This window comes from Streptomyces sp. Edi4, assembly GCF_040253615.1.
In the GTDB taxonomy this organism is placed as follows: Bacteria; Actinomycetota; Actinomycetes; order Streptomycetales; family Streptomycetaceae; genus Streptomyces.
This window is the reverse complement of record NZ_JBEJGY010000004.1, coordinates 3,700,199-3,726,954: the sequence shown is the minus strand read 5'-3', so window position 1 is coordinate 3,726,954 and position 26,756 is coordinate 3,700,199. Positions and strand designations below refer to the sequence as shown.

The following is a 26,756-nucleotide window of genomic DNA, read 5'->3' as shown; positions in this document are numbered from 1 at the left end:
ATGGTCGGCCTACCAAAGCGCCGCCCCGGGCCCCTTCCAGCACCTCCCGTTTTCGGAAGGAACCAGCAGTGAACCACGACGACGAAAACGAACTGTTCAACCGGCTCGAAGCCGACATGGCCACCGACCCGGACACCGACTCGGGTGCGGAGGTGGTGGACCTGGACAAGGCCCGCTCCGCCCGCGAGTCGACCACTCCGACCACTCCGGAACCGTCCACGGACACCGAGCCGGACCCAGCCGCCCGCGTCATGGTCGACGGCCCCGCCTCACAGAAGGGACCCGGCTACCTGGGTCGGCTGGCCGGTGCTAAGCGCCGCCAGGTCGTCCCCGAGTGGCTGAAGTCGACGGCTGAGCTGAAGACGGCAGCCGGTTGGGTGGCCCGGCACTACGGCCACATGGCCGGGTACCACGCCTTCCGCTCCCCGGCCTACGCCGCGCGGCTGGCCCTGCAATCCCCGCGGGGGGCCGCGAAGTTCGTCGGCGGCGCTATGCGGTGGGTGGCCGACAAGGAGGGCGAGCCGGTACGCCTGGCGATGGTGGAGAAGGAGGACGCGGCCACCTATCTCAAGCTGTCCCGTCAGCGTGACGGCCGCGTTCGGCTGCGCACCCTGGTCATGGTCCTGGCGTCGTTCATCGGTCTGGGCGCAGCCCTCGCGATGTATGTGCTGGCCCCGGCCTGGCTCATGACCGTCTCCGTCAGCGCCGTGCTGCTGGCGCTCGGCTATGCCGGGGAGTCGCCGGACGCCCCGGTCATCAACCGGGCGGTCGAGCTGCCCAAGGCGCAGAAGCTGACCAGTGACATCGTGCTGCGCGCGCTCGCGGCCTTGTCGATTTCGCAGATCAACCAGGCGGTGGCCAAGGGGCGGGACGGGTTCGTGTTCAGGGCGCCGATCACCCGGGACGGTCCGGGCTGGCGGGCCGAGGGCGATCTCCCGTACGGCGTGACTGTGTCCGATGTGATGGACCGCCGTGACCGGCTCGCTTCCGGTCTGCGCCGCCCGCTGGGCTGCGTGTGGCCTGAGGCGGTGCCGGATGAGCACACCGGGCGGCTGGTGCTGTGGGTCGGGGATCAGGACATGTCCAAGGCCAAGCAGCCCGCATGGCCGCTGGCCAAGGCGGGGTCGGTGGATCTGTTCAAGCCCACGGCGTTCGGCACGGACCAGCGCGGACGCTGGGTCGAGCTGTCGCTGATGTACATCGCGGGCATCGTCGGAGCGATCCCCCGCATGGGCAAGACGTTCTTGCTCCGTCTGCTGCTCCTGATCGCCGCTCTCGATCCGCGTGCGGAGCTGCACACCTACGACCTCAAGGGCACCGGCGACCTGGACCCGGTGGGGGAGAAGTGCTCCCACCGCCACCGCGCCGGTGAGGATGACGAGGACATCGAGTACGCGATCCAGGATCTGCGCGCGCTGCGCGAAGAGCTCCGCAGGCGGGCGAAGATGATCCGCTCCCTGCCCCGCGACATCTGCCCGGAATCCAAGGTCACCTCCGAGCTGGCCAGCATGAAGAAGTTCGGTCTGCACCCGATCGTGATCGGGGTGGATGAGTGCCAGGTGTGGTTCGAACACCCCAAGTACGGGGCGGAGTTCGAGGAGATCTGCACTGACCTGGTCAAGCGCGGCCCGGCCACCGGGATCACGCTGCTGCTGGCCACCCAGCGCCCGGACTCCAAGTCCCTGCCGACCGGGATCAGCGCGAACGCCTCCACCCGGTTCTGCATGAAGGTCATGGGCCAGATCGAGAACGACATGGTCCTCGGTACCGGCTCCTACAAGCGCGGGGTGCGGGCCACGATGTTCGCCTGGGGTGACAAGGGCATCCACTACTTCGTGGGTGAAGGCAGTGACGCCCGCATCGTTCGCTCGGTATACGTGGACGCGGTCATCGCCGAGGTCATTGCCTCGCGGGCCCGCAAGCTGCGCGAGGACGCCGGCACCCTCACTGGCCATGCCGCCGGGGAAACGCCCGAGGCGGACCCGGCAGCGAGCTACGACCTGCTGCGCGACCTGCTGGCCGTGGTCGCGCCGGAGGAGCCGAAAGTGTGGAACGAGGTCGCCGTTGCGCGGCTGGCCGAGCTGCGTCCGGAGGTCTACGGCGGCTGGGAGCCGGAACAACTCACGTCCGCGCTCAAGCCCTACGGCGTCCCCACGGGCCAGGTGTGGGGCAAGACCGAGGACGGCAAGGGCGCCAACCGGCGCGGCTTCGAACGCGCCAAGCTCACCACCGCGATTGCGGAGCGTGACGGAAAGCGGGATGCGGGCTAGCCGCACCCGTCCGCTAGACCTAGCGGGCACCCCCGCTAGGTCTAGCACCCCCGCTAGCACCCCAAACAATGCCTGATCAGCCCGCTAGTCCCTAGCGGGCTGCCCCTCGCACGCCCCGAAACCGCCCTGGGAGGCCCCTGGTGACCCTCATAGCCGCCGCTAGCCTGCTGACCTCGTTTTTTACGCTCTGTTACGTCGGGCTGTGTGCGTCCAGCCCGTTCGGCAACTGCCGCAAGTGCAAGGGCTTCGGCTACGCGCTCAAGAAGGACCGCCGCGGGCGCCTCAAGCCTGGCAAGACCTGCCGCCGCTGTCACGGCGACCGCAAGCGCATCCGCGTGGGGCGGCACCTGTTCAACGTCGCCATGCGCATCCACCGCGACGGCACCCGCTGACCGGTCCGCGCATACGTCCGGCGACCGCCCGCCATGAGGCGGACCCCGCTCCGTGCAGGAGCTAGGTGGGCGCGGTCGCCGGTCCCTGGCCCCAAGCTTGCGAGCACCCGGGGCCCCTCGAACGTATCCGAACGTCATCCGATCCCGGAAGCGAGTTTTCCCATGGCTGTGACCGTCTCGCTGGTCTTCCTGTTCGGCCTGGTCCTGTTCTTCCTCCTGCGCTCCAAGTCCCTCGGCTACGGGGCTGCGTTCATCGCCGTGATGTTCGGGTTCTACCTGGCGTCGACCGGCGCCGCGGGCCCCGTGAACCAGCTCTCCACGGCTGTCGTGGAAGCCGTCCGCAACCTCTGAGGAGCCTGCCGTGAACGAACCGATCGTCGCCCGCCACTGGCTCGCTTTCGTGGCCCCCAAGGCCGCCCCGGCTGTGGCCACGTCCACGGTGCTGATCCTGGGGCGGATCTGGAACGCCAACGGCGCCGAACACAGCGTGGGCAACGCTGCGTTGATGGTCGTGCTGGCTGCCGGGGCCGCGACCGCCGGCGCTTTCGCCTCGGCCGGTCTCGCCGGTGACCCGGTCATCGCCGGAGCCGCGTTCGCCACCTCCGGGGCCCTGGCCCTGGCCGGGGTCGCCGGGTACTCCGACGGGGCGTCGCTGCCTTTGCTGCTGTGGGCGGTGGCCACCGCCGTGGCCTACGGCCTGGCCGCCCGCTACTGGCGCACCGACCGCCGCGACACCGTCGCCCACGAGCGGCACATGACCGCGCAGCACACCGAGTACGCCCACGTCGAGCGCGTCGAAGCCCTGCGCGCCGGAGCCCAGATCGAATCCGCCCGCGCCGGTGCTGCCTACGCCGAACAGCTCGCCACCGCCCTGATCACCCGCGCCACCCTGCCCGGCTTCGACCCTGCCCAGCTCACCCGGGCCGGGCTGCCCGAACTGCCCGCCACAGAAAGGAAGTCCCCGTGAACCGCCGCTACCGGCCTCGACTACGCGTCCAGCGCGCGACGTGGCCCCGCCCGGCCCTGATCCTCACCGACACGCCCCGCCCCGGCTGCCGCGACTGCGACGGCATCGGCGGCATCGAGCACCCCTACGGCCACCCCGAGACCGGCGAATACGAGGACTCCGACTGGGAGCCCTGCCACTGCTGGAACGAGGCCCTGCGGTGGGTTCTGCTGCCGCTGCCCCGCCTGCCCCAGCGCTGGCACCGCCAGCCCACCGGCTACAGCGACGAACCCCCGTTCTGATCCCCGAGAAAGGACCACGCGCCATGCGCACCCACACCAGCACCGCGACCCTGCTCACCATGGTCGACGGCCGTAACTGCCGCCCCGAGCCGATCAGCCTGTACGCGGCCTTAACCGGCATCCGCAAGGCCCGAAAGAGCCCCACCACGGTGGACGCGGTGAACGTCTACGCCTTCACCGACCGCAACGGCACCCCGCTGCACGTCGCCTACATCCACCACACCCCGGGCCGCTGGTCGAACGTCGCCGAGGTGATCGACGTGTACGAGATCCCGACCGACCTGCTCACCGACCTGTAGCTGTGCCCGAGGCGGTCGCCTCTCGCCAAAGACCGCGACCGCCTCGGTTCTCCGTCCCTTCGCAGAAACAGGAGATCCCTCCATGAGCCCTCCCACGACGCTGCGGCTCGGCTCGCTGTGTACCGGGTATGGCGGCCTGGACATGGCCGTCAGGCAGGTGTTCGGCGGCTCGCTCGCGTGGGTCGCGGACAACGACCCCGGCGCGGCCAAGATCCTGGCCCATCACTATCCCCAGGTGCTGAACCTGGGTGACATCACCGCCACCAACTGGACGGGGGTTCCGCCGGTCGACGTGGTCCTCGGGGGCTATCCGTGCCAGCCGTTCAGCACCGCCGGCCGCCGGAAAGGAACAGCGGATGAGCGCCACATCTGGCCCCACATCTCCCGTGCCCTTGGGGTTCTACGACCCCGACTCGCGATCTTTGAAAACGTCGCAGGGCACCTTTCTCTCGGATTCGACACCGTCCTCTCCGACCTTGCCGCCCTCGGGTTCGATGCGTGCTGGTGCACTGTTCGCGCGTCCGACGTCGGCGCTGCCCACCAGCGCAAGCGGCTGTTCTTCCTCACCTGGCCTTCCGACCCCACGGGCGAGGGACGCGAAGGGCAAGGGGTATTCGGACGGCCTGCCGCACGTCGCCTCGCTGCTGCCGACCCCCTCGACATCCGAGGCGACCGGTACCGGGCACACGGCACAGGGCGGGATGAACCTGCGGCACGCCGTTTCCCTCCTGCCGACACCAGTGGTCGGGGACTCCAAGGGCGCCCGACAGTCAACGGCCCCGAATCCACGCAGCAGTTCACCGACACTGACGGACCTGTCTTTCAGCGGGGCGCTGCTACCCACCCCCAGGGCGTCCGCGAACGAGAACCGGCAGACCAAGCGCACCCCCTCGCAGGAGAACGGAACGCACGGCCGCTGCCTGGCCGCGGAAGTCTGCTCCCTGCTGCCGACCCCCAGGGCATCGGACGGGGAGAAAGGCGGTCCGAACCAGCGGGGGAGCAAGGGGGATCTGACCCTTCCCTCGGCGGCGCACCGCATTGGGGTGAGTACGGCCCCGCAGTCGCCCGCTGGGAGCGCGTCATCGGACGGGCAGCTCCCGGGCCAACTGACCCTGTGGGACGGCTGAACCCCACCTTCGTGGAATGGCTCATGGGTCTGCCCGCAGGACACGTCACCGACGTACCGGGGCTCTCCCGTACAGCACAGCTCAAGGCGCTCGGCAACGGCGTGGTCCCGCAACAGGCCGCTCACGCCCTGCGCTCCCTGCTCGCCTCGGCAGGCGCCGAACGAGGCGTCACAGCCGCGTAGATACGCCCGAGGCGGTCGCCTCTCGCCAAAGACCGCGACCGCCTCGGTTCTCCGTCCCTTCGCAGAAACAGGAGACAATCAGCATGACACCTAACCGCAAGACCATGCCGCCTCGCGGCGTGACGCCTGCCGGTGACCCACTACGAATCGCCCTGAAGCTGGCCGCAGCCGGGGTACCGGTCCTCCCGCTGCGGGCGGGGAAAGTGCCGTTCGGGAACTGCCGTGCATGCATGGATGGCGCCTGCGGCGGGCGCCCTCACATGAAGAGCGCGGGCGTGTGCCGCTGCCCCGGCGTGTGTCATGGCTGGGCAGCGGCGACCGCCGACGCGGCCGTACTGACCTCCCTGGCATGGGCGACGATGTGGCGCGAGGCTCAAGCGGTCGCCTACTACCCCGCAGGGGCCGGGCTGACCGTCGTGGACTTGGACGACGCGGCTGCTGTTACTTGGGCGCGCGAGAGCCTGCCGCCCACCAGGACCGTCCCCACGACCCGTGGGGAGCACTGGATCTACCGGGGCGCCATGCGGTCGGCCAACTCGGTACGGGCAGGCGTGGACATCAAGTCGCGTATGTCCTACGCCCGTTGGCTGGGCCCCGGCATCGGCGCGATGGCATCCCTGCCGCCTGTCGTCCTGGCGTTGGTCGAGAGGAAAGAGACCACCCCCGCCCGGGGGAGGGTGGTCTCTTCCGTCCGGGAGCGCGCGGCGTGGGATGCGACCGTGGCCACGGGATGCCGGCACACCGAGCGCTACGTACGTACCGGCCTTGAGCGGGGCCTGACCCTGGTGCGTTTTCGCACCGAATCGGGTGCCGGATCGCAGGCGTTCGGCGTGGCCCAGTTCCTGGCGAAGCAGCACGCGCAGTGTCCCGGCCCGTGCGGTCTCGATGCCCTGGGGTGGCAGATCGTCGCTGCGGCCGTCTCCGTGGGCGTCCCTGAGGCGTACGCGGAACGCGCGGTCGACAACGGCCTCAACAGCGTTGTGGGGAGGGCGGCATGACCACCCCCGACACGCCGCACGACGCCACGCGACCCGCGCTGGTGACGGTCGTGGGCGCGAAGGTCGCCGCCCGCCAGGGCGTCCTTTCAGCGGTTGGTTCTGACTCGCAAGACGACGGGACAGCAGCATGAGTGTCAACCCGATTCCGCCGCTGCACCTGTACTCCGTCCCGAGCGATCAGCCCGCCCCGACGGAGGCGCCGCCGAAGCGAGAGCGCCCGCGAACCGCGTGGACTGCCGATCAGCTCATGGCAGCGGACTTCCCCGAGCCGAAATGGGCCGTGCCCGGCATCCTCGCCGAGGGTGTGAGCCTGCTCGCCGGACCGCCGAAGGTGGGCAAGTCCTGGTTGTCGCTCGGTCTCGGCCTCTCGGTCGCGGCCGGGGGCAACGCCTTCGATTCCGTGCCCGTCCAAGGCGGGCCTGTGCTCTACCTCGCCCTGGAGGACACCCCGCGACGGTTGCAGACCCGCATGGGGAAGCTCCTGGGAGGCCAGAAGGCGCCGGCCGGTCTCACGCTCGTGACGGAGTGCCCGCCCTTCCCGCAGGGCGGGGTTGAGGCAATCGCCGGTTGGCTCGACCGCAACCCGGACGCCCGCATGGTGGTGATCGACGTCTTCGCCAAGATGCGTGGTCAAGCACCTCAGGGAGCGTCGGCGTACGACGCGGACTACGTCGCCGTCGGATACGCCAAGCGCCTCGCGGACCACTACGGCATCGCCGTCGTCCTGGTCCACCACGTCCGCAAGATGGCCTCCGAGGACTTCCTCGCCGAGGTCTCCGGCACGAACGGCATCGCGGGCGCCGCAGACGCCACGCTCGTACTCAAGCGGGCTCGTGGGCAGGCTGACGGGATTCTCCACGTCACCGGCCGCGACGTAGACGAAGCCGAGTACGCCCTCCAGTTCCAAGCCGCCTCGGGTGCCTGGCATTTGCTCGACGGGCCCGTCACCGACCACACCGTCGGGGACACGCGAGCCGCCATCCTCAAGTTCGTCCGCGCCAACCCCGGGGCGAAGCCGAAGGACATGGCGCCTGCACTCCCCAACGTCGATGCCGACACCATCCGCCGCACCTGCTCGCGCATGGCCTCCGACGGACAGCTCACGAAGGACGCCAGCGGCCGGTACTTCCCGGACACCCAGAGCCGGACACAGGGCACCCCGGACGTGTCCGAGCTGTCCGACTGTCCGGTCACCCCGTCTGACCAGCCCGAACACCCCGGACAGTCGGAATTCGACCTGTCCGGGGTGTCCGGTCGCCCCTCGCCCGACAACCGGAGGACCCCGTGACGCTCGCTGTCCCCGAGCCGGGCTCGCTCGCCGAGCCCGTTCTCTACCGAGTTCAGGACGCCACACGAGTCCTGCGCATGAGCCGCACTGTCATCTACGACCTCATACGCACGGGCCGACTTCGCACGGTGAAGGAGGGCCGCGCGCGGTTCATCCCGGCATCCGCCATCAACGAGTACGTCGCGCTGCTGGAGCGCGAGGCAGGAGAGCACGAGTGACCACGCGCCGCAGCAAGGGAGACGGCGGTCTGCACTGGGACGAGAAGCGCCAGCGCTGGATCGCGACCGCTCACCTCGGTTACGACCCGAGCGGGAAGCGCCTCGTGAAGCGGGGTAGCGGCAAGACCAAGACCGAGGCCAAGAACAAGCTCAAGGAGGTTCTGCGGGACCATGAGGACGGCCTCGCCATCGCCCCCACCAACTACACGGTGGAGAACGCGGTCAACGACTGGCTGATGTACGGGCTGGCCGGTCGCGACAAGGGCACCCTGGACGCCTGCACGTCGCTCAGCCGCAACCACGTCATTCCTGCCCTGGGTGCCCGGAAGCTCCGCGAGCTGAGCGGCGAAGACGTTGACAGGTGGCTCGCTGAGAAGTCCAAGACGCTGAGCACGCGGACCTTGCAGGGTATCCACTCGTGCCTGAACCGCGCGGTCAAGCGGGCCATGGTGCGAGACAAGGTGAAGCGGAACATCGTCGAGCTGTGCGCCATCCCGACCGGCCAGCCCGGCCGGCCGTCGAAGGCGCTCACCCTCGCCCAAGCCGAGGCGGTCCTTAAATCCGCCGCCGGTACGTCCGCGCACGCGTACATCGTGCTGGCCCTGCTCACTGGCGCCCGTACGGAGGAGCTGCGCGCGCTCACGTGGGACCACGTCTTCCTGAAGGGAGACCCAGACGCGAGCCCTCCCGTCCCGCCGCACATCGCCGTGTGGCGGTCGGTCCGGACCGGCGGCGACACCAAGACGAAGAAGTCCCGACGGACGATCGCGCTCCCGGCACGCTGCGTGGACGCGCTCTGGCAGCAGCGGGAGGACCAGGGCTGGGACCGGCTCGCAGCGGGGGAGAAGTGGGAGGAGCACGGACTCGTCTTCTCCTCCGCCACGGGCACGGAGCTGGACTCCACCAACGTCCGCCGGGCCTTCCGGCAGGCCATCGCCGACGCAGAGGGAGTGGAGGCAAAGGAGTGGACACCGCGTGAGCTACGGCACAGCTTCGTGTCGCTGCTCTCAGACAAGGGCGTACCGCTCGAAGAGATCTCGCGGTTGGTCGGACACTCCGGTACGGCCGTCACCGAGGAGGTCTACCGGAAGCAGATCCGTCCCGTGATCCAGACGGGGGCGACCGTGATGGATGGCATCTTCAAGCAAGATCAGAAGCCGTAGTCACGCAGATAGACACGCACGCAGAAACAGGTCAACCACCTACAGTTTCCGGTAGGTGGTTGACCTGGTCTTACAGCTGTCGGGGTGGCGGGATTTGAACCCACGACCTCTTCGTCCCGAACGAAGCGCGCTGCCAAGCTGCGCTACACCCCGATTGTCTCCGCTTGTCGCGGCGACGTCGTTTACTTTAGCCCACTGGCGGCTGGAGACGAAATCCGGTTTTCGGGGGTGCTCGGGGAGGGGTGGAGGGGGCCACGCCCGGCCTGGCCCGGCCCCCTCGGCGGCGTTCAGCCGGGTCTGCCCCGGTCGGCCGCAGGTTACAGCCCGGGGCGAGGCGGGGCCGGACCGCCTTCCCGCCCCCGGCCCGGCTCGCGGCTCTACCCCTGCCGCCCCACCAGCGTCAGCAGCGTCGCCTCCGGGGGGCAGGCGAAGCGGATGGGGGTGTAGCGGTTGGTGCCGCAGCCTGCTGAGACGTGCAGGTAGGCGCGGTTTCCCTCGGCCGTGTGGGTGGACAGGCCCTTCACCCGGTCCGTGTCCAGGTCGCAGTTCGTGACCAGCGCCCCGTAGAACGGGACGCACAGCTGCCCGCCGTGCGTGTGGCCGGCCAGGATCAGGGGGTAGCCGTCCGCCGTGAAGGCGTCCAGGGAGCGCAGGTACGGGGCGTGGACCACCCCGATCGACAGGTCGGCGTCCGCCTCGGGACCGCCGGCCACCCTCTCGTACCGGTCGCGCTTGATGTGCGGGTCGTCCAGGCCCGTGAACGCCAGCTCCATCCCGTCCAGCTTCAGGCGGCCCCGGGTGTTGCTCAGGTTCACCCAGCCCGCCGCGTCGAACGCGTCCCGCAGGTCCTCCCAGGGGTTGTGCACGGCACCCACCGCCGGCGCGTTGCCGTTCAGGCCGTGCTTGCCTTGCGCCTTTTCGAACAGGTATCGGGCGGGGTTGCGCAGTTTCGGTCCGTAGTAGTCGTTGGAGCCGAAGACGTACACCCCGGGGAACTCCATCAGCGGGCCCAGCGCGTCCAGTGCCTCCGGGACGCCCTCCGGGTCCGACAGGTTGTCCCCGGTGTTCACCACGAAGTCCGGCCGCAGGCCCGCGAGCGATTGCAGCCACGCCCGCTTCTTGCGCTGGCCGCTCACCATGTGGATGTCCGAGACCTGGAGTACGCGCACGGGGCGCGCCCCCGGCGGCAGGACCGGTACCGTCACCCGGCGCAGCCGGAACGACCTCACCTCGAACCCGGCCGCATAGGCGAGACCGGCGGCCCCGACCGCCGTGATACCCAAGGGAATTCCGTATCGCGCGCGCATACGCCCATCGTCGCAGACGCCGGCCGCGCCGGGCCACGGGGCCAGAATCGGCGGGCGGAGACCGCTGTGCACCTGACACACTGGACCCATGACCACGCTCAAGGCCCGACTCAAGGACGACCTCACCACCGCCATGAAGGCGCGCGACGAACTGCGCTCGTCCACGCTCCGGCTGACCCTCACCGCCGTCGCCAAGGAAGAGGTCGCCGGCACGGCCGCGCGTGAGCTCTCCGACGACGAGGTCGTCAAGGTGATCGCCAAGGAGGCGAAGAAGCGCCGCGAGGCCGCCGAGGCCTTCGATAAGGGTGGCCGGGCCGAGTCCGCCGCGCGTGAGCTGGCCGAGGGCAAGATCCTCGACGCGTACCTGCCCAAGCAGCTGTCCGACGACGAGCTCGCGGCCATCGTCGCCGACGCCGTCGCCGAGGCGAAGGCCGCAGGTGCGGAGGGGCCGCGCGCCATGGGCGCCGTCATGAAGATCGTGAACCCGAAGGTGGCGGGTCTGGCCGACGGGGGCCGTGTCGCCGCCGCGGTGAAGCAGCAGCTCGCGGGCTGACCCCGCCCCTACGCCCGCGTCGCCGGCAAGCCGTACGAAAGGGCGCCCCAGGAGTGATCCCGGGGCGCCCTTTCTCGTGCGGCGCTGTTCCATCCGCCCCGCAGGGCTACCGCGGCCAGCCGCCCGTGTCGCCGCCCACCACTCCCGGCGGGAGCGGGATGCCGGGGATCGACGGGTCGCCGCCCTGGCCCGGGGGCTTGTTGTCGCCGCCCGGCTTCGGCTTGTGCTTGTTGCCCCGGCCATTCCCGTTCCCGTTGCCGTTCCCGGCTCCGTTCCCGTTGCCCTTGTTCTTGCTCTTGTTGCTGTCGTTGTTGCCGCCGGCGGGCGCCCCGGCCGTCGCGTCCTCCGTCTTCTGGCCCGCGTCGCCCACGTTGACGCTCGTGAACGGCGCCGACGTCTGCCCCTGGAGCGCACCCGTCATGGCGTCGCGCCAGATGGGACCGGGGACCTGACCGCCGTACACCTGCTCCTGGAACTGGCCGCCGATGGTGATGTTGTTCATCTCGACGCGCTGCGAGGGGCTGCCGACCCAGACCGCGCCCGACAGGTTCGAGGTGTACCCGACGAACCAGGCGTTCTTGCGGGCGTCGGTGGTACCCGTCTTGCCCGCGTTGTCGCGGTCCTTCAGCCCGGCCTCGGCACCGGTACCCGAGTCGACCACGCCGCGCAGCAGGGAGTTGATGCTGTCGGCCGTGCTTTGCGACATCGCCTTCGAGCAGGCGGTCTTCGGAACCGGCACCGATGAACCGTCGGTCTTCTTGACGGACTCGATGGCGATCGGGCTGCAGTACGTACCCCGGTTGGCGAAGGCCGCGTACGCGGTGGCCATCGTCAGGGGCGAGATACCGGTGGAGCCGAGGGTCAGCGCCGACGGCACCATGGGCAGCTTCTCACCGTTGCCCTGACGGACGTTCAGCTTGTCCGTCATCTGCGAGACGGGGCACATGCCGATGTCGCCGAGCATCTGCACGAAGTACGTGTTGACCGACTTGGCCATCGCCTCCTTCAGCGCGAAGGGGCCGATCTCGTTCTCGTTCTCGTTCTCCAGGTGCGCCGGGTGCTTGGGGTCGTTCACCCACGGCTTGCCGCCACACGTCTGGACGGAGGCGGGATAGTCCATCTCGTACGGCGAGGGGTACTGCTGGGTCGGCGGTTTGCCACCCTCGATCGCGGCCGCGGCCAGGAACGGCTTGAACGTCGAGCCGACCGGGAAGCCGTAGTTGGAGCCGCCCATCTGCCGGTTCACCGAGAAGTTGATCTGCGTCTCGTTGTCCCCGAAGCCGTACGGCTTGGACTGGCCCATCGCCAGGATCTTGCCGCTGCCCGGCTGGACCATGGTCACCGCGGTGGCGACCGAGTCCTTCTGGTAGACGTGCTCCTTGATCGAGGCCTGCGCGGCCTTCTGGCTCTGCGGGTCGAGCGTGGTCTGGACGGTGAGCCCGCCCTGGTTCCAGAGCTTGGCCCGCTCCTCCTTGGTCTTGCCGAAGACCGGGTCGGACAGGAACACCTCGCGTACGTAGTCGCAGAAGAACCCGGCGCCGTCGACCGCCGTGATGCAGCCGTTCTTCGGCTTGCTCACGTGCAGCGTGATCGGGGCCTCCTTGGCCTTGTCGGCCTCGCCCTGCGAGATGTCCTTCATGTCGACCATCCGCTGAAGCACCGTGTTGCGGCGTTTCTTCGCCTCCGTCGCGTCATTGACGGGGTCGTACCGGGTGGGCGACTGCACGATGCCCGCGAGCATCGCCGACTCGTCCAGGGTCAGATCCTTGGCCGGCTTGGAGAAGTACCGCTTGGCCGCGGCCTCGATGCCGTACGCCTGCTGTCCGAAGAACGTGATGTTGAGATAGTTCTCCAGGATCTTCTTCTTGCCGAGCTCTTCCTCGACCTGGATCGCGTACTTGAGCTCCTTGACCTTGCGGCCGATCGTCTGCTGGGTGGCCTCGGCGACCTTGTCGGGGTCGTCGCCCGCCTCCTCGACGAAGACGTTCTTCACGTACTGCTGCGTGAGAGTGGACGCGCCCTGGGCGACACCGCCGCTGGTCGCGTTCTTGTTCATCGCGCGCAGGACGCCCTTGAGGTCGATCGCGCCGTGCTCGTAGAAGCGCGAGTCCTCGATGGCGACGATCGCCTTCTGCATGTACGGGGAGATGTCGGCGAGCGGCACCACGGTGCGGTCGCGCGAGTAGACCTGGGCGATCGTGCCGCCCTTGCTGTCCAGGATGGTGGTCCGCTGGCTCAGCGGCGGGGTCTTCAGATTGGCCGGGATGTCGTCGAACCCCTCGACCGTGCCCCTGGCCGCGAGCCCCAGCGCGCCGGCGGCGGGGAGGGCGATTCCCGCGAGCACCGCACCTGCCAGCGCACTCACGCCCAGAAACTTGGCCGCCTGCTGAGTCCCGGTCAGGCCTCCGCCCGATCGCTTCATTGCCATGAGAGGCAGCCTAATCCCTAGTCAGGGGCGCTCCCTGTAAGCGGATCAGTCGTGGGGTGTACGCGTACGTGATCGTGACATCCGGCCGTGCGGGCATCCGGCATCCGGGCATCCGGGGAATGGCGAGCCGGTATTTGCCTGGAGGGGGACTTGGCTCCGGACTCGGCGGGCCTGGCGAGGCCGGGTGCCTTTGCCACGGCAAGGGGGGCGGCTTCGGCATGGCGGCGCGAGGGGCCCAGGTTCTCAATCGCCGGACATGAGGGAAGGCTCTGGCCTAAGCTGGTCCTACCCGTCACAGCGGTTGTGGCCGCGCGTGCCGTTCTCGGCCGTACGGGGAGCGTTTTTCCGCCGTACTCGTACCAGGTTCCGCCGCCCCCGAATCCGGATGGAATCGACTCGGTTGACGTCTCGCAGGCGTTCGATCGGGCCTCCGTACGGTGTCCGGTTGCACCTCATGTGTCGCCCCGTGTCCGTTCTGGCTCGCCCCATACATCCCGCTATATCGGATTCGACACACATGTCCTCCGGTCACTCCGTTGGGTGATCTGCCGCGTACGCATAGTCCGTTCGGACCATTCAAGATTGGGCCCGACGGGGGTGTTGCGGTGTGCCCACCTTCCGTAACGTCCTCAACTGGCAGCGGTGAATATGCCGCTGCCGCCGTGGGGGAGCCTCGATTCGGGAGAGGACGGCGCCGGCATGGGCTGGGTAACCGACTGGAGTGCGCAGGCAGCCTGCCGCACTACCGATCCGGACGAACTGTTTGTACAAGGCGCAGCGCAGAACAGGGCCAAGGCGGTGTGCACCGGTTGCCCGGTGCGGACCGAGTGCCTGGCCGACGCGCTCGACAATCGCGTCGAATTCGGCGTGTGGGGCGGAATGACGGAGAGGGAGCGGCGCGCACTTTTGCGCAGGCGCCCCACCGTCACCTCTTGGCACCGCCTCTTGGAGACCGCGCGCACCGAGTACGAGCGCAGCACGGGAATTCTGCCCGTGTGCGCGGAGGACGTGTGCGTGGACGGCGTGTGCGTGGAGGAGGAGTCGGAGACGGGCTACGACTACCGGCATTCCTTCGGAGACGAGGCGTACGCGGCGGCGGGCTGAGGCGACCGCCACCGAAGGGTGGCCGGCGTCGAGCATGGATGGCCGCCGTCGAGCATGGGTGGTCGGCAGAGCTCTGCACGTCGCCGAGTCGGCACGTAGGGCCAGGATCAGGGGCGCAAGCCAGTGGTCGAGGGCCAGGGGCGAAGGCCAGGGGTCGGAGGGTCAGGCAACTCCGCCCGGGGAAGCGCCGGCCGCGAGCCGGTCCCCGATGGCCCGCAGTCCCGCGAGGTCGTGAACGTCGCCCGGCAGGGCGGGCACTTCGGTGACAGCGACCTCGGGGTGGAGCGCGGCGAAACGGTCGCGCGTCCGCTGTTCACGCGCGAGCACGCGCATGCGCTCGGCATGCAGCCGCAGCAATCCTGCGGTCAGCCGGTCGACATCGTTCTCGGCGAGGTCGGCAGAGTCACCGGGGTGGACTGCCTCGGCGGGGTCGGCCTCGGCGGTGTTGGCGGCCTCGTCAGCGTCGGGAGAGGAAACGCTGGGGCCACGATCTCCAGCCTTCCCGGCCTCCTGATCCACAATGCGACGGCCGTCAAGATTTTTCACACGAATTCCCGTTGCGATTTCAACGGAGTCACCAACGAGGTCGCCGACGGTGTCCTCGTCTTCAACCAGGCCGTCAATCGGGTCCTCAACCGGGTCCTCAACCGGGTTTTCCGCGAGGCTTTCCGCTGCCGCCAGGGCGCGTTCGGCCGAGAGCTGGGCGGCGGCGCTGCCATGTACGCGGTTGAGCACGAGCCCGGCCAGAGGCATGTGGTCGGCGGCCAGGCGCTCCACGAAGTACGCCGCCTCGCGCAGCGCGTCCCGCTCGGGCGCCGCGACCACGAGGAACGCGGTGCCCGGCGCCTGGAGGAGCCGGTAGGTGGCGTCCGCCCGGGTCCTGAACCCGCCGAACATCGTGTCCATGGCCGCCACGAAGGTCTGCACATCGTTCAGGAACGGCCCGCCGAGGAGCTTGCCGAGCGTGCCGGTCATCATCGACATGCCGACGTTCAGGAACTTCATCCCGGCCCGGCCGCCCATCTTCGCCGGCGCCATGAGCAGCTTGATGAACTTGCCGTCGAGGAAGGAGCCGAGCCGCTTCGGCGCGTCGAGGAAGTCGAGTGCCGAGCGTGAGGGCGGGGTGTCGACCACGATCAGGTCCCACTCGTCCTTGGCCCGCAGCTGGCCGAGCTTCTCCATCGCCATGTACTCCTGCGTGCCCGCGAAGCCGGCCGACAGGGACTGGTAGAACGGGTTGGTCAGGATCGCCCTGGCCCGGGCCGGATCCGCGTGCGCCTCGACGATCTCGTCGAAGGTCCGCTTCATGTCGAGCATCATCGCGTGCAGCTCGCCCTCGCCCTGGACGCCCTTGACCCGGCGCGGGGTGTTGTCGAGCGAGTCGATGCCCATCGACTGGGCTAGCCTGCGGGCCGGGTCGATGGTGAGCACCACGACCTTGCGGCCCCGCTCGGCGGCCCGAACTCCCAGGGCTGCGGCGGTTGTTGTCTTGCCCACGCCGCCCGAGCCGCAGCACACGATGATCCGGGTGCCCGGATCGTCCAGCAGGGGATCGATCGCCAGCGGCTCGACCGCGTCCAAAGTCACTCACCCACCCCGAGCTTGCGCAGTTCGGCAGCCAGGCGGTAGAGCCCGGCCAGGTCCATTCCCCCGCCGATCAGCGGGAGTTCGTACGTCGGTATCCCCAACTCGCCCAGCACCGACCGCTGTTCACGTTCGAGCTCCACCCGCTCCGCGTGCTCGGCGGCCTGCTCCAGGAGTGGCGTCACCAGCTTGGCCGAACCGGTGAGACCGACCCGCGTCAGCGCCTTGGCGACCTCCTTGCGCCGGTCTCCCGTGACTCCGCGCACGGCTGCCTCGTCCAGGACGTGCGGGCGGACCATGTTCACGATGACCTTGCCCGTCGGCAACTCGGCGCCGCGCAGCTCGCCGATGCCGTCCACCGTCTCCTGTACGGGCATCTCCTCGAGCAGCGTCACCAAGTGCACCGCCGTCTCCGGCGACTTGAGGACCCGCATGACCGCCTGTGCCTGGTTGTGTATCGGCCCGATCTTCGCGAGCCCGGCCACCTCGTCGTTCACGTTCAGAAAGCGGGTGATGCGCCCGGTGGGAGGCGCGTCCATGACCACGTGGTCATACGCGAACCCGCCCTGCTTGTTCTTGCGGCGCACCGCCTCGCACGCCTTGCCGGTCAGGAGCACGTCTCTGACGCCCGGCGCGATGGTGGTCGCGAAGTCGATCGCACCGAGCTTCTTGAGGGCGCGGCCCGCACCGCCCAGCTTGTAGAACATCTGGAGGTAATCCAGGAGCGCCCGTTCCGCGTCGATGGCCAGGGCGTACACCTCCCCGCCACCGGGCGCGACGGCGATCTTGCGCTCCTCGTACGGAAGGGCTTCCGTCTCGAAGAGCTGCGCGATGCCCTGTCTGCCCTCGACCTCGACGAGGAGCGTGCGCTTGCCCTCTGTCGCGAGGGCGAGCGCGAGTGCTGCGGCGACCGTGGTCTTGCCGGTACCGCCCTTGCCGCTGACGACCTGGAGCCTGCTCACACCTTCGAGCCTAACCAGTCCGCCCGCGGTGTACGCATGTGGTCCGCGTAAGGCGCCCGCGTCCGGCGCCCGCACCAGGTGCCCACGCCGGGCGCCCGCGTCAGCAGGTGGTGCCCAGCGGCTACAGTCGGGCCCATGACCAAGTGGGAATACGCGACCGTGCCCCTTCTCGTGCACGCGACCAAGCAGATTCTGGACACCTGGGGCGAGGACGGCTGGGAGCTGGTCCAGGTCGTCCCGGGTCCGAACAACCCCGAGCAGCTGGTGGCCTACCTGAAGCGGGAGAAGCAGGCATGAGCGCCGTGGAAGCCAAGCTCGCCGAACTCGGCCTGACCCTTCCGTCGGTCGTCCCGCCGCTCGCCGCGTACCAGCCCGCCGTGCGCTCCGGGGCGTACGTGTACACGGCCGGCCAGCTGCCGATGGTGGACGGCAAGCTGCCCGTCACCGGCAAGGTCGGCGGCGAGGTCACCCCGCAGGAGGCCAAGGAACTGGCCGCCACCTGTGCCCTGAACGCGCTCGCCGCGGTCAAGTCCGTCACGGGCGACCTCGACCGCATCGCGCGCGTCGTGAAGGTCGTCGGCTTCGTGGCCTCGGCCCCCGACTTCACCGGCCAGCCCGGCGTCATCAACGGCGCCAGCGAACTCCTCGGCGCCGTCCTCGGCGACAAGGGCGTTCACGCGCGCAGCGCGGTCGGCGTCACGGTCCTGCCCCTGGACGCGCCCGTCGAGGTCGAGATCCAGGTGGAACTCGTCGAGGACTGATCCCTCCAGGACAAACCTCCTCTCGTCGAGGGCCGGCCTCAAGGGGCCGGCCCTTTGCCGATGCCAGTCACCGGCGGTGCCCGGCGTGGGGCAGGTGGGCCAAGCCGTCGGCCGTCCGGGCCGTGCGGACGTGCCGTCGTGTGTCGAAGGGATGTCACCTACACGCACCCCCTCGAACATCCGCACGCCACCCCGTAGCATCCGCCCATGCCCAATGGTCAGTGGTACCCGCCCGAGTGGCCGGACCGCATCCGTGCCCTAGCCGCAGGCGAGCTCACCGCGGTTGAGCCGCGGCGCGCCGCGACGGTGATGCTGCTACGGGACGCCGAGGCCGGCACGGACAGCGGCCCCCGCGTGCACATGCTGCGCAGACGGACCTCCATGGCGTTCGCCGGGGGCGCGTACGCGTACCCGGGTGGCGGCGTGGACCCGCGCGACGCCGAGGACGCGCGGCTGGGCTGGGCCGGCCCCACCCGCGACGCCTGGGCCGCGCGCCTCGGTACGGACCCCGCATCCGCCCAGGCCATCGTCTGCGCCGCGGTACGCGAGACCTACGAGGAGGCAGGCGTACTCCTCGCCGGGCCCGACGCCACCACCGTCGTCGGCGACACCACCGGCGACGACTGGGAGACCGACCGCCAGGCCCTGGTGACCCGCGACCTCAGCTTCGCCGACTTCCTCGACCGGCGTGGCCTGGTGCTCCGCTCCGATCTGCTCGGCGCCTGGGCACGCTGGATCACCCCCGAGTTCGAGCCGCGCCGCTACGACACGTGGTTCTTCGTCGCGATGCTGCCCGAGGGCCAGGTCACCCGTAACGCCTCGACCGAGGCCGACCGGACCGTCTGGATCCGGCCCGCCGAAGCCGCCGCCGGCTACGACAGGGGCGAGCTCCTGATGATGCCGCCGACCATCTCCACCCTGCGTGACCTCCTTCCGTACGCGACTGTCGCCGACGTCCTCGTGGCCGCGGCCGAACGTGATCTGAGCCCGGTGCTCGCGCAGGCCCGCCTGACCGGCGCCGGCGAACTCGTCCTGAGCTGGCCGGGCCACGACGAGTTCACCAAGCACATCCCCGCAGGGGACCGGGCCTGCGGAGGTGCCCTGTGACTGACGCCGCCGCACTCCCCGGGCAGCCGCGCGGCGGGGTCCTCACGGGCCCTGCCACCGACCGCGCGACCAATGTGCTCGCGCCCAACGCCTCCGCGATGACGCTGGACGGCACGAACACCTGGATCGTCTCCGAGCCCGATTCCGACTTGGCCGTCGTCATCGACCCCGGACCCCTCGACGACGGCCACCTCGGCCGGGTCGTCGCGATGGCCGAGAAGGCGGGCAAACGGGTCGCGCTGACTCTGCTCACCCACGGCCACCCCGATCACGCCGAGGGCGCGGCCCGCTTCGCGGAGCTGACCCGTACCCCCGTGCGTGCCCTGGATCCGGCCCTGCGCCTGGGTGACGAGGGTCTTGCGGCGGGCGACGTCGTCACCATCGGCGGCCTGGAGATGAGGGTGGTGCCCACCCCGGGCCACACGGCGGACTCGCTCTGCTTCCATCTGCCCGCCGACCGGGCCGTCCTGACGGGTGACACGGTCCTCGGGCGCGGTACGACCGTCGTGGCCCATCCCGACGGGCGCCTGGGCGACTATCTGGACTCCCTTCGCAGGTTGCGTTCGCTGACTGTCGACGACGGCGTGCACACGGTGTTGCCGGGGCACGGTCCGGTGCTCGACGATGCGCAGGGTGCCGTCGAGTTCTATCTGGCCCACCGCGCGCACCGGCTGGCCCAGGTGGAGACGGCGGTGGAGAACGGACACCTCACGGCGGCCGAAGTGGTGGCCCTGGTCTACTCGGACGTCGACCCGTCGTTGTGGCCGGCGGCCGAGCTTTCGGTGCGCGCGCAGCTCGAGTATCTGCGCGAGCACGGCCTGATCTGACGCGACCAATCCGGCCCGCCGGACCGGTCGGAGCGATCGTCTCCGGCCGGGGCCGGCGTGGTCCGGGCCTGTCTGCACGGGCCGGCTCCGGGCGCGTCCGCGTTGCCGGCCGTGACCGGCTTTCCATGGCGGGGTGAAAGGGCGTCCCGCAGCGGAGAGTTGGATGGGGCGGCTTTCAACTCTCGTACGGGCGCGGCGCGTTGACGCGTCGGGTTGGGACCGCGCGGCGTTCGGCGGCGGGGCACGGTCCGAGATCTTCTGGCTCCTGCGGTGTACATCGTGAAAACGTCCCGCTCCGCGCCCGGGTTCCCGGCCGGCCAAGAAAATTTTCCTCGTCTCTCCAGCCCGGACCGGCCCGAGGCCTTGCCCGCGTACGCGCCCGCACCGCGCGTACGGGTGCGCGCATGGGTGCGCGCATGGGTGCGCGCACGCGAGAGGGGCCGGTCCCAACGGACCGGCCCCTCAGGCGTACGAACCGACGGCCACGGCTGGCCAGGCCCGGCGAACGCGGCTCCCGGCGACGGGCGCGGCGTTCGAGAGCCGGGTGGATCAGCGCGAGCGCTTCGCCAGCCGCTCCACGTCGAGCAGGATGACCGCGCGGGCCTCAAGGCGCAGCCAGCCGCGCTGGGCGAAGTCCGCGAGCGCCTTGTTGACCGTCTCGCGGGAGGCGCCGACCAGCTGGGCCAGCTCTTCCTGCGTCAGGTCGTGCACGACGTGGATGCCCTCCTCGGACTGCACGCCGAAGCGGCGCGACAGGTCGAGGAGCGCGCGGGCGACCCGGCCCGGCACGTCGGAGAAGACCAGGTCGGACATCTGGTCGTTGGTCTTGCGAAGGCGCCGGGCGACGGCACGCAGCAGGGCCGTGGCGACCTCCGGGCGGGCGTTCAGCCACGGCTGAAGGTCGCCGTGGCCCAGGCCGAGCAGCTTGACCTCGGTCAGCGCGGTCGCCGTGGCGGTGCGCGGGCCCGGGTCGAACAGGGACAGCTCGCCGATCAGCTCGCCGGGGCCGAGCACGGCCAGCATGTTCTCGCGGCCGTCGGGCGAGGTGCGGTGCAGCTTCACCTTGCCCTCGGTGACCACGTACAGGCGGTCACCCGGGTCGCCCTCGTGGAAGAGCGCGTCGCCTCGGGCGAGCGTCACCTCACTCATCGAGGCGCGCAGCTCCGCGGCCTGCTCGTCATCGAGCGCCGCGAAGAGCGGGGCGCGCCGCAGAACGTCGTCCACGAATCTCTCCTTGTGACCGGTTTCAGGGGATCCAGCTCCCCATTTTGCCGGACGGTATAAACAGTGCGATCAATCACAGGATGACGTACTGGAGTGCCGGACCGTGAGTCAGGGGGCCGATTGGGGCGCTGATTCGCTGTGCTCGGGGCGGATGTCGGTGCCGGGCCTTAGGCTGGCCGGGTGTCCAATTCGCCGGTGAGAGCGCAGGCCAGGGGGGCTGAAGGAGTGTCCGCGCAGAGCGATTCAGCCGTGGGCGAACAGCCCGCGTCCGAGCCGAAAGGCACCGCGAAGAAGGCCGCGCGGGGCGTTCGAGCCGCCACATCGGCGCGGGGTGGTGCGGGCCCGGAGCGGGGCGGCGCGCGCGCGGCGGCGGCGTCCGGTGCGGCGTGGTCGGGGGTGGCGGTGTCCGCCCCGTGAAGGCCGCCCCGCTGAGCCCGCCTCCGTGCAGCCCGGCGTCATGAAGCCAAGCCCGCCTCCGTGAAGCCCACCTCTGTGGGGCCCGCCTCTGTGAGGCCCGCCTCCGTGAAGCCCGGTGCTGACGAAGGACCCTCGGTCGGTCCGGGAAGCGTCGGTCCAGGAAGCGTCGATCTAAGAAGCGTCGGTCAAGAAAGCTAAGGACAACACTGTGCCCGAGTCCCAGAGCGCACCCAAGGCCACGCGCGCGGCCAAGACCCGGCGCGCACCCGAGGCCGAAGGCGCCGCCACGGCCGAGAGCGCGCCACAGGGCGGCTCCGAGGCCGTTCCCGCGTCGGCTCCCGCGTCGGCCGCGCCCAAGAAGCGAGCCGCCGCCAAGGGGGCTGCTGCCGCCAAGAAGCCCGCCGCGCCCAAGAAGCCGGCCCCCGCGAAGGAACAGCCGGCCCCCGCGAAGGAACAGGCGGCGGCCTCCGAGAGCGCCGTCCGGGCCAAGCGGGCCGCGAAGTCCGACGCCGCCGCCCCCAAGCGCGCCGCCAAGCCTCGCGAGGCCGCCCCCGCCGGGTCGGCCGCCCCCGCCAAGTCGGCCGCCGCGCCCAAGGTGGGGCGCGGAGCTGCTGGGGGCAAGCCCGAGTCCCGGGCCGCGATGGTGCGCCGGGCCCGGCGGATAAACCGGGAGCTCGCCGAGGTTTATCCGTACGCCCATCCCGAGCTCGACTTCCGCAACCCCTACGAGCTGCTGCTCGCGACCGTCCTGTCGGCGCAGACCACGGACCTGCGGGTCAACCAGACGACGCCCGGGCTCTTCGCCGCGTACCCGACTCCGGAAGACCTCGCGGCGGCCAACCCCGAGGAGGTCGAGGCGATCATCCGGCCGACCGGGTTCTTCCGGGCCAAGGCCAAGTCGATCATGGGGATCGCCGTAGCCCTCAGGGACGAGTTCGGCGGCGAGGTCCCGGGTCGGCTGGAGGATCTGGTGAAATTGCCCGGCGTGGGACGGAAGACGGCAAATGTCGTGCTGGGCAATGCTTTTGGTGTCCCGGGAATCACCGTGGACACCCACTTCGGCAGGCTGGTGCGGCGTTTCAAATGGACCGAGCAGGAAGACCCGGTGAAGGTCGAGGCGGAGATCTGCGCGATCTTCCCCAAGAGCGAGTGGACGATGCTCTCGCACCGTGTCGTCTTCCACGGCCGCCGCATCTGCCACTCCCGCAAGCCCGCCTGCGGTGCCTGCCCGATCGCGCCGCTGTGCCCCTCGTACGGCGAGGGCGAGACCGATCCCGAGAAGGCGCGCAAGCTCCTCAAGTACGAGAAGGGCGGCTTCCCCGGCCAGCGGCTGAGCCCGCCGCCGGACTATCCGGGCCTTCCCGCGCCGCCGCTGGGGGGCGCCTGACGTCACCCGGAAGACGGACGCTGGGGCCGGGCTGGAACGAATACGACGGGGCCAGGCGTTGTGGACGATGAACGACGGGGGTGCAGATGACGCACACGAGCGAGACGTACGACGATGATCTGAGCGACATCGGCGGGCGGGGCCGCACCGGCGGCCGGGCAGGCAGCGTGGACACCGACCGCGTCGGCGGCCGGGCGAGCCGCGTCGACGCCGTGCGCGATCCCAGCGGTGGCCGTGCGGGTGGCGTGGACACCGACCGGGACGCCGGCCCGGCGAGCCGCGTGGACACGGTGCACCGCCGTGCCGAGCACCACCGTGCCGCCCACCACCAAGCGCCCGGCGTCGGGCACGGCCTCGTCGTGTCTACGGACGGCCTGCCCGACTGGCTGGAGCCGGTCGCGCGGGCGGCCCGGGACGTCGAGCCCGAGCAGATGAGCCGGTTCCTGCCGCCGGAGAGCGGCGACGGGCGGCAGTCCGCCGTGCTCGTGCTCTTCGGTGACGGCCCGCGCGGGCCCGAGCTGCTGCTCATGGAGCGGGCGAGCCAGCTGCGTTCGCACGGGGGCCAGCCGTCCTTCCCCGGTGGCGCCCTCGACCCGGAGGACGGCGATCCGGCCACTACGGGCCCGCTGCGGGCCGCGCTGCGCGAGGCGGAGGAGGAGACCGGGCTCGATCCGGCCGGCGTCCAGATCTTCGGCGTGCTGCCCCGGCTCTACATCCCCGTGAGCGGGTTCGTCGTGACGCCGGTCCTCGGCTGGTGGCACGAGCCGACGCCGGTGCGGGCGGTGGACAGCGGCGAGACGGCCCGTGTCTTCACGGTGCCCGTGGCGGATCTCACGGACCCGGCCAACCGAGCGACCGCCGTCCACCCCCGGGGCCACACAGGCCCGGCATTCCTGGTCGAATCGGCGCTGGTGTGGGGCTTCACAGCGGGCGTGATCGACCGGATCGTGCACTACGCCGGCTGGGAGCGCCCATGGGACCGAGCCAAGCGGGTGCCGCTCGACTGGCACGCGTGACAGGCTGGGGCCCGTGAACGTGCTGGACATCCTGTTGCTGGTCGCCGCCGTATGGTTCGCGATCGTCGGCTACCGCCAGGGCTTCGTCGTCGGCATCCTGTCGGTGATCGGGTTCCTCGGCGGTGGTCTCGTCGCCGTGTACCTGCTCCCCATCATCTGGGATCAGGTGACCGACGAACCCCAGGTCTCGACGACGGCTGCCGTCATCGCCGTCATTGTCGTGATCGTCTGCGCCTCCGTGGGCCAGGCCCTCACCACCCATCTCGGCAACAAGCTGCGCCGGTACATCACGTGGTCGCCGGCGCGCGCCCTCGACGCCACCGGCGGCGCCCTCGTCAACGTGGTGGCGATGCTGCTCGTGGCGTGGCTGATCGGCTCGGCACTGGCCGGCACCGCCCTGCCGACCCTGGGCAAGGAGGTCCGCAACTCCAAGATCCTGCTCGGCGTCTCGAAGGTGCTGCCCTCCCAGGCACCGACCTGGTTCGGCGACTTCTCCTCGACCCTCGCGCAGAACGGCTTCCCGCAGGTCTTCACGCCGTTCTCGAACGAGTCGATCACCGAGGTCCAGGCTCCCGACCCCAAGCTCGCGGGCAGTCCGGTCGCGGCCGCCGCCAAGAAGTCGATCGTCAAGGTCGTCGGCATGGCGCCGAGTTGCGGCAAGCGTCTGGAAGGGACCGGCTTCGTCTTCGCGGACCGCCGGGTCATGACCAACGCGCACGTGGTGGGCGGGGTGGAGGAGCCGACCATCCAGATAGGCGGTCAGGGGCGTACGTACGACGCGAAGGTCGTGCTCTACGACTGGCGGCGTGACATCGCGGTCCTGGACGTGCCGGATCTCAAGGCGCCTGCGCTCCAGTTCACCCCCACCGATGCCCGCACCGGCAACAGCGCGATCGTGGCCGGCTTCCCCGAGGACCATCCCTATGACGTGCGTTCCGCCCGCATCCGCGGCCGGATCAGCGCCAAGGGCCCGGACATCTACCGCCGCGACACGGTCCGCCGCGATGTGTACTCGCTGTTCACCACGGTGCGTCCCGGCAACTCGGGCGGGCCGCTCCTGACCCCCGAGGGCAAGGTGTACGGCGTCGTCTTCGCCAAGTCGCGCGACGACGCGGAGACCGGGTACGCGCTGACCGCCGACGAGATCCAGTCCGACATCCAGCAGGGCCGGTCGGCCGATCAGCAGGTGGACAGCCAGCAGTGCGCCCTATGATCCGGCCCGACGCCGACGCCGACGCCGACGCCGACGCCGACGCCGACGCCGACCCCCGTGACCGGCTTCCGAAGGACCGGCCCCCGGCCCGGCACCTGTGACCTCCTGACGAGAAGGCTGCGATGCGACTGACGATCCTCGGCGGTGGCGGCTTCCGGGTCCCGCTCGTGTACGGCGCTCTGCTGCGCGACCACGCACCCGGGCGCGTCACCGAGGTGGTCCTGCACGACCTGGACGCGGCGCGGCTGCACGCCATCGGCCGCGTGCTCGCCGACCGGGCGTACGGGATCGAGGACGCCCCCCGGGTGCGTACCACCACCGACCTGGACGAGGCGCTGCGCGGCGCGGACTTCGTGTTCTCCGCGATCCGGGTCGGCGGCCTCGAAGGCCGGGCCGCCGACGAGCGGATCGCGCTCGAGCAGGGGGTCCTGGGCCAGGAGACGGTCGGGGCGGGCGGCATCGCGTACGGCCTGCGCACCGTGCCGGTCGCCGTCGAGATCGCACGCCGGGTCAAGGCGCTCGCCCCCGAGGCCTGGGTCATCAACTTCACCAACCCGGCGGGGCTCGTCACCGAAGCCATGGCCGAGCACCTGGGCAACCGCGTCATCGGCATCTGCGACTCGCCTGTGGGCCTGGCCCGGCGTGTGGCCCGGACGCTGGGCGCCGACCCGCAGGACGTGCGCCTCGACTACGTGGGCCTCAACCACCTGGGGTGGCTGCACGGCCTGTACGAGGGCGAGCGGAACATCCTGCCCCGTCTGTTCGAGCAGGGCGACGAGCTGCTGACCTCCTTCGAGGAGGGCAAGCTGTTCGGCGCCGACTGGCTCCGTTCGCTCGGCTCCGTGCCCAATGAGTATCTGCACTACTACTACTTCAACCGCGAGGCGGTGGCCGCCTACCGGGGCGCCGAGCGGACCCGGGGCGCCTTCCTCAGGGACCAGCAGGCACGTTTCTACGCCAGCGCGGAGACGGTGCCGGACGCCTCGGTGTGGGCGGCCTGGGACGGCACACGGGCCGAGCGCGAGGCCACGTACATGGCGGCGAACCGTGACGTCTCAGGGGCGGGCGAACGCCACGCCGACGACATGGAGTCGGGCGGGTACGAGCAGGTGGCGCTCGCCCTGATGCGGGCCATCGCGCGCGACGAGGCGACCACGCTCGTCCTGAACGTGCGCAACGGCGACGCGCTGCGCGTGCTGGACGAGCGGGCCGTCATCGAGGTCCCGTGCTTCGTCGACGCGGGGGGCCCGCACCCGCTGCCCGTCTCGCAGCTGACGGGCCATGAGGCGGGCCTGGTCGGCTCGGTGAAGGCGGTCGAGCGCTGCGTCCTGGAGGCGGCCGCGAGCGGGTCGGCGCGGGCGGCCGTCAAGGCGTTCGCCCTGCATCCGCTGGTCGACTCCGTCCAGGTCGCCCGAAGGCTCCTGGACGGCTACCGCGGCGCCCACCCCGGCCTCGGCTACCTCAGGGCCGACTAGGTCCGCGCATGCCGCAGCCGGGCCGAGACCCAGCGGGCCCGGCGCCGCAGGATGCGCGGAATGCCCACGTCCCGCGGGTCGGGGGAGGGGTGTTGCGGCCCTTGCCCCTGCGGGCCGCCCCTCTCGTATGTGACCGGCCCTGCGGCCGTTCGGCGGTTGCGTGCTGCGTCACCGTAGTCGTGCGTCCAGCCCATACCCCGACGTGT

At 70.4% G+C, this 26,756-nt stretch carries 27 protein-coding genes, 1 tRNA gene and 2 pseudogenes; 23 read left to right on the top strand and 7 right to left on the bottom strand.

Features of this window, described 5'->3' with window-relative positions; genetic code table 11:
* The first annotated feature begins 68 nt into the window (after positions 1 to 68).
* The 12 genes and pseudogenes from ABR738_RS18935 (at position 69) to ABR738_RS18880 (ending at position 9,185) form a co-directional block, all read left to right on the top strand.
* The gene (locus tag ABR738_RS18935; protein WP_350231164.1) at positions 69 to 2,270 is read left to right on the top strand and encodes a cell division protein FtsK; all 2,202 of its coding nucleotides are present in this window, start codon (positions 69 to 71) and stop codon (positions 2,268 to 2,270) included.
* Positions 2,271 to 2,410: 140 nt separating this feature from the next.
* Positions 2,411 to 2,662 (top strand): hypothetical protein, encoded by a 252-nt coding sequence (locus tag ABR738_RS18930; protein WP_350231163.1) that lies wholly within the window; start codon positions 2,411 to 2,413, stop codon positions 2,660 to 2,662.
* 162 nt (positions 2,663 to 2,824) lie between these two features.
* Positions 2,825 to 3,013, top strand: coding sequence for a hypothetical protein (locus ABR738_RS18925; RefSeq protein ID WP_350231162.1), 189 nt, complete (start codon positions 2,825 to 2,827; stop codon positions 3,011 to 3,013).
* A 10-nt stretch (positions 3,014 to 3,023) separates the two neighbouring features.
* Positions 3,024 to 3,629 carry a hypothetical protein gene (locus tag ABR738_RS18920; protein ID WP_350231161.1) on the top strand — a complete coding sequence of 202 codons (606 nt, stop codon included), beginning with the start codon at positions 3,024 to 3,026 and terminating at the stop codon, positions 3,627 to 3,629.
* Complete coding sequence (locus ABR738_RS18915; RefSeq protein ID WP_350231160.1) at positions 3,626 to 3,910, top strand: hypothetical protein; 285 nt, start codon at positions 3,626 to 3,628, stop codon at positions 3,908 to 3,910. The genes ABR738_RS18920 and ABR738_RS18915 overlap by 4 nt, the downstream gene beginning before the upstream one ends.
* A gap of 23 nt (positions 3,911 to 3,933) precedes the next feature.
* Entirely contained in the window at positions 3,934 to 4,209 is a 276-nt protein-coding gene (locus tag ABR738_RS18910) for a hypothetical protein (protein WP_350231159.1), read from the top strand.
* Between the two features lie 82 nt (positions 4,210 to 4,291).
* A pseudogene (locus ABR738_RS18905) lies at positions 4,292 to 4,717 on the top strand (DNA cytosine methyltransferase); the annotation flags it as partial.
* A 606-nt stretch (positions 4,718 to 5,323) separates the two neighbouring features.
* Complete coding sequence (locus ABR738_RS18900; RefSeq protein WP_350234901.1) at positions 5,324 to 5,518, top strand: hypothetical protein; 195 nt, start codon at positions 5,324 to 5,326, stop codon at positions 5,516 to 5,518.
* Between the two features lie 104 nt (positions 5,519 to 5,622).
* Complete coding sequence (locus ABR738_RS18895) at positions 5,623 to 6,516, top strand: bifunctional DNA primase/polymerase (RefSeq protein WP_350234645.1); 894 nt, start codon at positions 5,623 to 5,625, stop codon at positions 6,514 to 6,516.
* A 127-nt stretch (positions 6,517 to 6,643) separates the two neighbouring features.
* Positions 6,644 to 7,804 (top strand): AAA family ATPase, encoded by a 1,161-nt coding sequence (locus ABR738_RS18890; protein ID WP_350231158.1) that lies wholly within the window; start codon positions 6,644 to 6,646, stop codon positions 7,802 to 7,804.
* Positions 7,801 to 8,022 (top strand): helix-turn-helix domain-containing protein, encoded by a 222-nt coding sequence (locus ABR738_RS18885; RefSeq protein ID WP_350231157.1) that lies wholly within the window; start codon positions 7,801 to 7,803, stop codon positions 8,020 to 8,022. Before ABR738_RS18890 ends, ABR738_RS18885 begins: the two co-directional genes overlap by 4 nt.
* On the top strand, positions 8,019 to 9,185 hold the full coding sequence (locus tag ABR738_RS18880; RefSeq protein WP_350231156.1) for a tyrosine-type recombinase/integrase: 1,167 nt from the start codon (positions 8,019 to 8,021) through the stop codon (positions 9,183 to 9,185). The genes ABR738_RS18885 and ABR738_RS18880 overlap by 4 nt, the downstream gene beginning before the upstream one ends.
* A gap of 79 nt (positions 9,186 to 9,264) precedes the next feature.
* Here the strand turns inward: ABR738_RS18880 and ABR738_RS18875 are convergent.
* Positions 9,265 to 9,338: transfer RNA gene (locus ABR738_RS18875), tRNA-Pro, on the bottom strand.
* A 224-nt stretch (positions 9,339 to 9,562) separates the two neighbouring features.
* On the bottom strand, positions 9,563 to 10,492 hold the full coding sequence (locus tag ABR738_RS18870) for a metallophosphoesterase (RefSeq protein WP_350231155.1): 930 nt from the start codon (positions 10,490 to 10,492) through the stop codon (positions 9,563 to 9,565).
* An 88-nt stretch (positions 10,493 to 10,580) separates the two neighbouring features.
* Here ABR738_RS18870 and ABR738_RS18865 point away from each other — a divergent pair, with 88 nt between their 5' ends.
* Positions 10,581 to 11,045: a GatB/YqeY domain-containing protein gene (locus ABR738_RS18865; RefSeq protein ID WP_350231154.1), complete on the top strand. Its 465-nt coding sequence runs from the start codon at positions 10,581 to 10,583 to the stop codon at positions 11,043 to 11,045.
* A gap of 106 nt (positions 11,046 to 11,151) precedes the next feature.
* Here the strand turns inward: ABR738_RS18865 and ABR738_RS18860 are convergent, their stop codons facing one another.
* Positions 11,152 to 13,473 (bottom strand): transglycosylase domain-containing protein, encoded by a 2,322-nt coding sequence (locus ABR738_RS18860; protein ID WP_350231153.1) that lies wholly within the window; start codon positions 13,471 to 13,473, stop codon positions 11,152 to 11,154.
* Between the two features lie 699 nt (positions 13,474 to 14,172).
* Here ABR738_RS18860 and ABR738_RS18855 point away from each other — a divergent pair.
* A complete protein-coding gene (locus ABR738_RS18855) occupies positions 14,173 to 14,577 on the top strand; it encodes a WhiB family transcriptional regulator (RefSeq protein WP_350234644.1) in 405 nt (134 codons plus the stop codon).
* A gap of 162 nt (positions 14,578 to 14,739) precedes the next feature.
* Here the strand turns inward: ABR738_RS18855 and bagB are convergent, their stop codons facing one another.
* Both bagB and bagA read right to left on the bottom strand, forming a co-directional pair.
* Positions 14,740 to 16,164 carry an ATPase BagB gene (gene bagB, locus ABR738_RS18850; protein WP_350231152.1) on the bottom strand — a complete coding sequence of 475 codons (1,425 nt, stop codon included), beginning with the start codon at positions 16,162 to 16,164 and terminating at the stop codon, positions 14,740 to 14,742.
* A complete protein-coding gene (gene bagA / locus ABR738_RS18845; RefSeq protein ID WP_350231151.1) occupies positions 16,161 to 17,123 on the bottom strand; it encodes an ATPase BagA in 963 nt (320 codons plus the stop codon). The genes bagB and bagA overlap by 4 nt, the downstream gene beginning before the upstream one ends.
* Positions 17,124 to 17,258: 135 nt before the next feature.
* On the opposite strand from bagA, the gene sp36 reads away from it, so the two are divergent.
* From sp36 to ABR738_RS18825, 4 genes are all read left to right on the top strand, one after another.
* Positions 17,259 to 17,420, top strand: coding sequence for a Sp36 family protein (gene sp36 / locus ABR738_RS18840; RefSeq protein ID WP_003975360.1), 162 nt, complete (start codon positions 17,259 to 17,261; stop codon positions 17,418 to 17,420).
* Positions 17,417 to 17,884 carry a RidA family protein gene (locus ABR738_RS18835; protein ID WP_350231150.1) on the top strand — a complete coding sequence of 156 codons (468 nt, stop codon included), beginning with the start codon at positions 17,417 to 17,419 and terminating at the stop codon, positions 17,882 to 17,884. Before sp36 ends, ABR738_RS18835 begins: the two co-directional genes overlap by 4 nt.
* 207 nt (positions 17,885 to 18,091) lie before the next feature.
* A complete protein-coding gene (locus tag ABR738_RS18830) occupies positions 18,092 to 18,991 on the top strand; it encodes an NUDIX hydrolase (protein ID WP_350231149.1) in 900 nt (299 codons plus the stop codon).
* Positions 18,988 to 19,818, top strand: coding sequence for an MBL fold metallo-hydrolase (locus ABR738_RS18825; RefSeq protein ID WP_350231148.1), 831 nt, complete (start codon positions 18,988 to 18,990; stop codon positions 19,816 to 19,818). The genes ABR738_RS18830 and ABR738_RS18825 overlap by 4 nt, the downstream gene beginning before the upstream one ends.
* A 549-nt stretch (positions 19,819 to 20,367) precedes the next feature.
* On the opposite strand, the gene ABR738_RS18820 is transcribed toward ABR738_RS18825, so the two are convergent.
* A complete protein-coding gene (locus ABR738_RS18820) occupies positions 20,368 to 21,042 on the bottom strand; it encodes a Crp/Fnr family transcriptional regulator (protein ID WP_017947815.1) in 675 nt (224 codons plus the stop codon).
* Between the two features lie 470 nt (positions 21,043 to 21,512).
* Here ABR738_RS18820 and ABR738_RS18815 point away from each other — a divergent pair.
* From ABR738_RS18815 to ABR738_RS18795, 5 genes and pseudogenes are all read left to right on the top strand, one after another.
* Positions 21,513 to 21,581, top strand: a pseudogene (locus tag ABR738_RS18815) (pentapeptide repeat-containing protein); the annotation flags it as partial.
* A gap of 86 nt (positions 21,582 to 21,667) precedes the next feature.
* Entirely contained in the window at positions 21,668 to 22,846 is a 1,179-nt protein-coding gene (gene nth, locus ABR738_RS18810; RefSeq protein WP_350231147.1) for an endonuclease III, read from the top strand.
* Positions 22,847 to 23,205: 359 nt separating this feature from the next.
* On the top strand, positions 23,206 to 23,862 hold the full coding sequence (locus ABR738_RS18805) for an NUDIX hydrolase (RefSeq protein WP_350234643.1): 657 nt from the start codon (positions 23,206 to 23,208) through the stop codon (positions 23,860 to 23,862).
* 13 nt (positions 23,863 to 23,875) lie between these two features.
* Entirely contained in the window at positions 23,876 to 25,075 is a 1,200-nt protein-coding gene (locus ABR738_RS18800; protein ID WP_350231146.1) for a MarP family serine protease, read from the top strand.
* A gap of 122 nt (positions 25,076 to 25,197) precedes the next feature.
* A complete protein-coding gene (locus ABR738_RS18795; RefSeq protein WP_350231145.1) occupies positions 25,198 to 26,550 on the top strand; it encodes a 6-phospho-beta-glucosidase in 1,353 nt (450 codons plus the stop codon).
* Here the strand turns inward: ABR738_RS18795 and ABR738_RS18790 are convergent.
* Positions 26,547 to 26,744: a hypothetical protein gene (locus tag ABR738_RS18790; RefSeq protein WP_350231144.1), complete on the bottom strand. Its 198-nt coding sequence runs from the start codon at positions 26,742 to 26,744 to the stop codon at positions 26,547 to 26,549. The genes ABR738_RS18795 and ABR738_RS18790 overlap by 4 nt on opposite strands.
* Between the last annotated feature and the right edge of the window lie 12 nt (positions 26,745 to 26,756).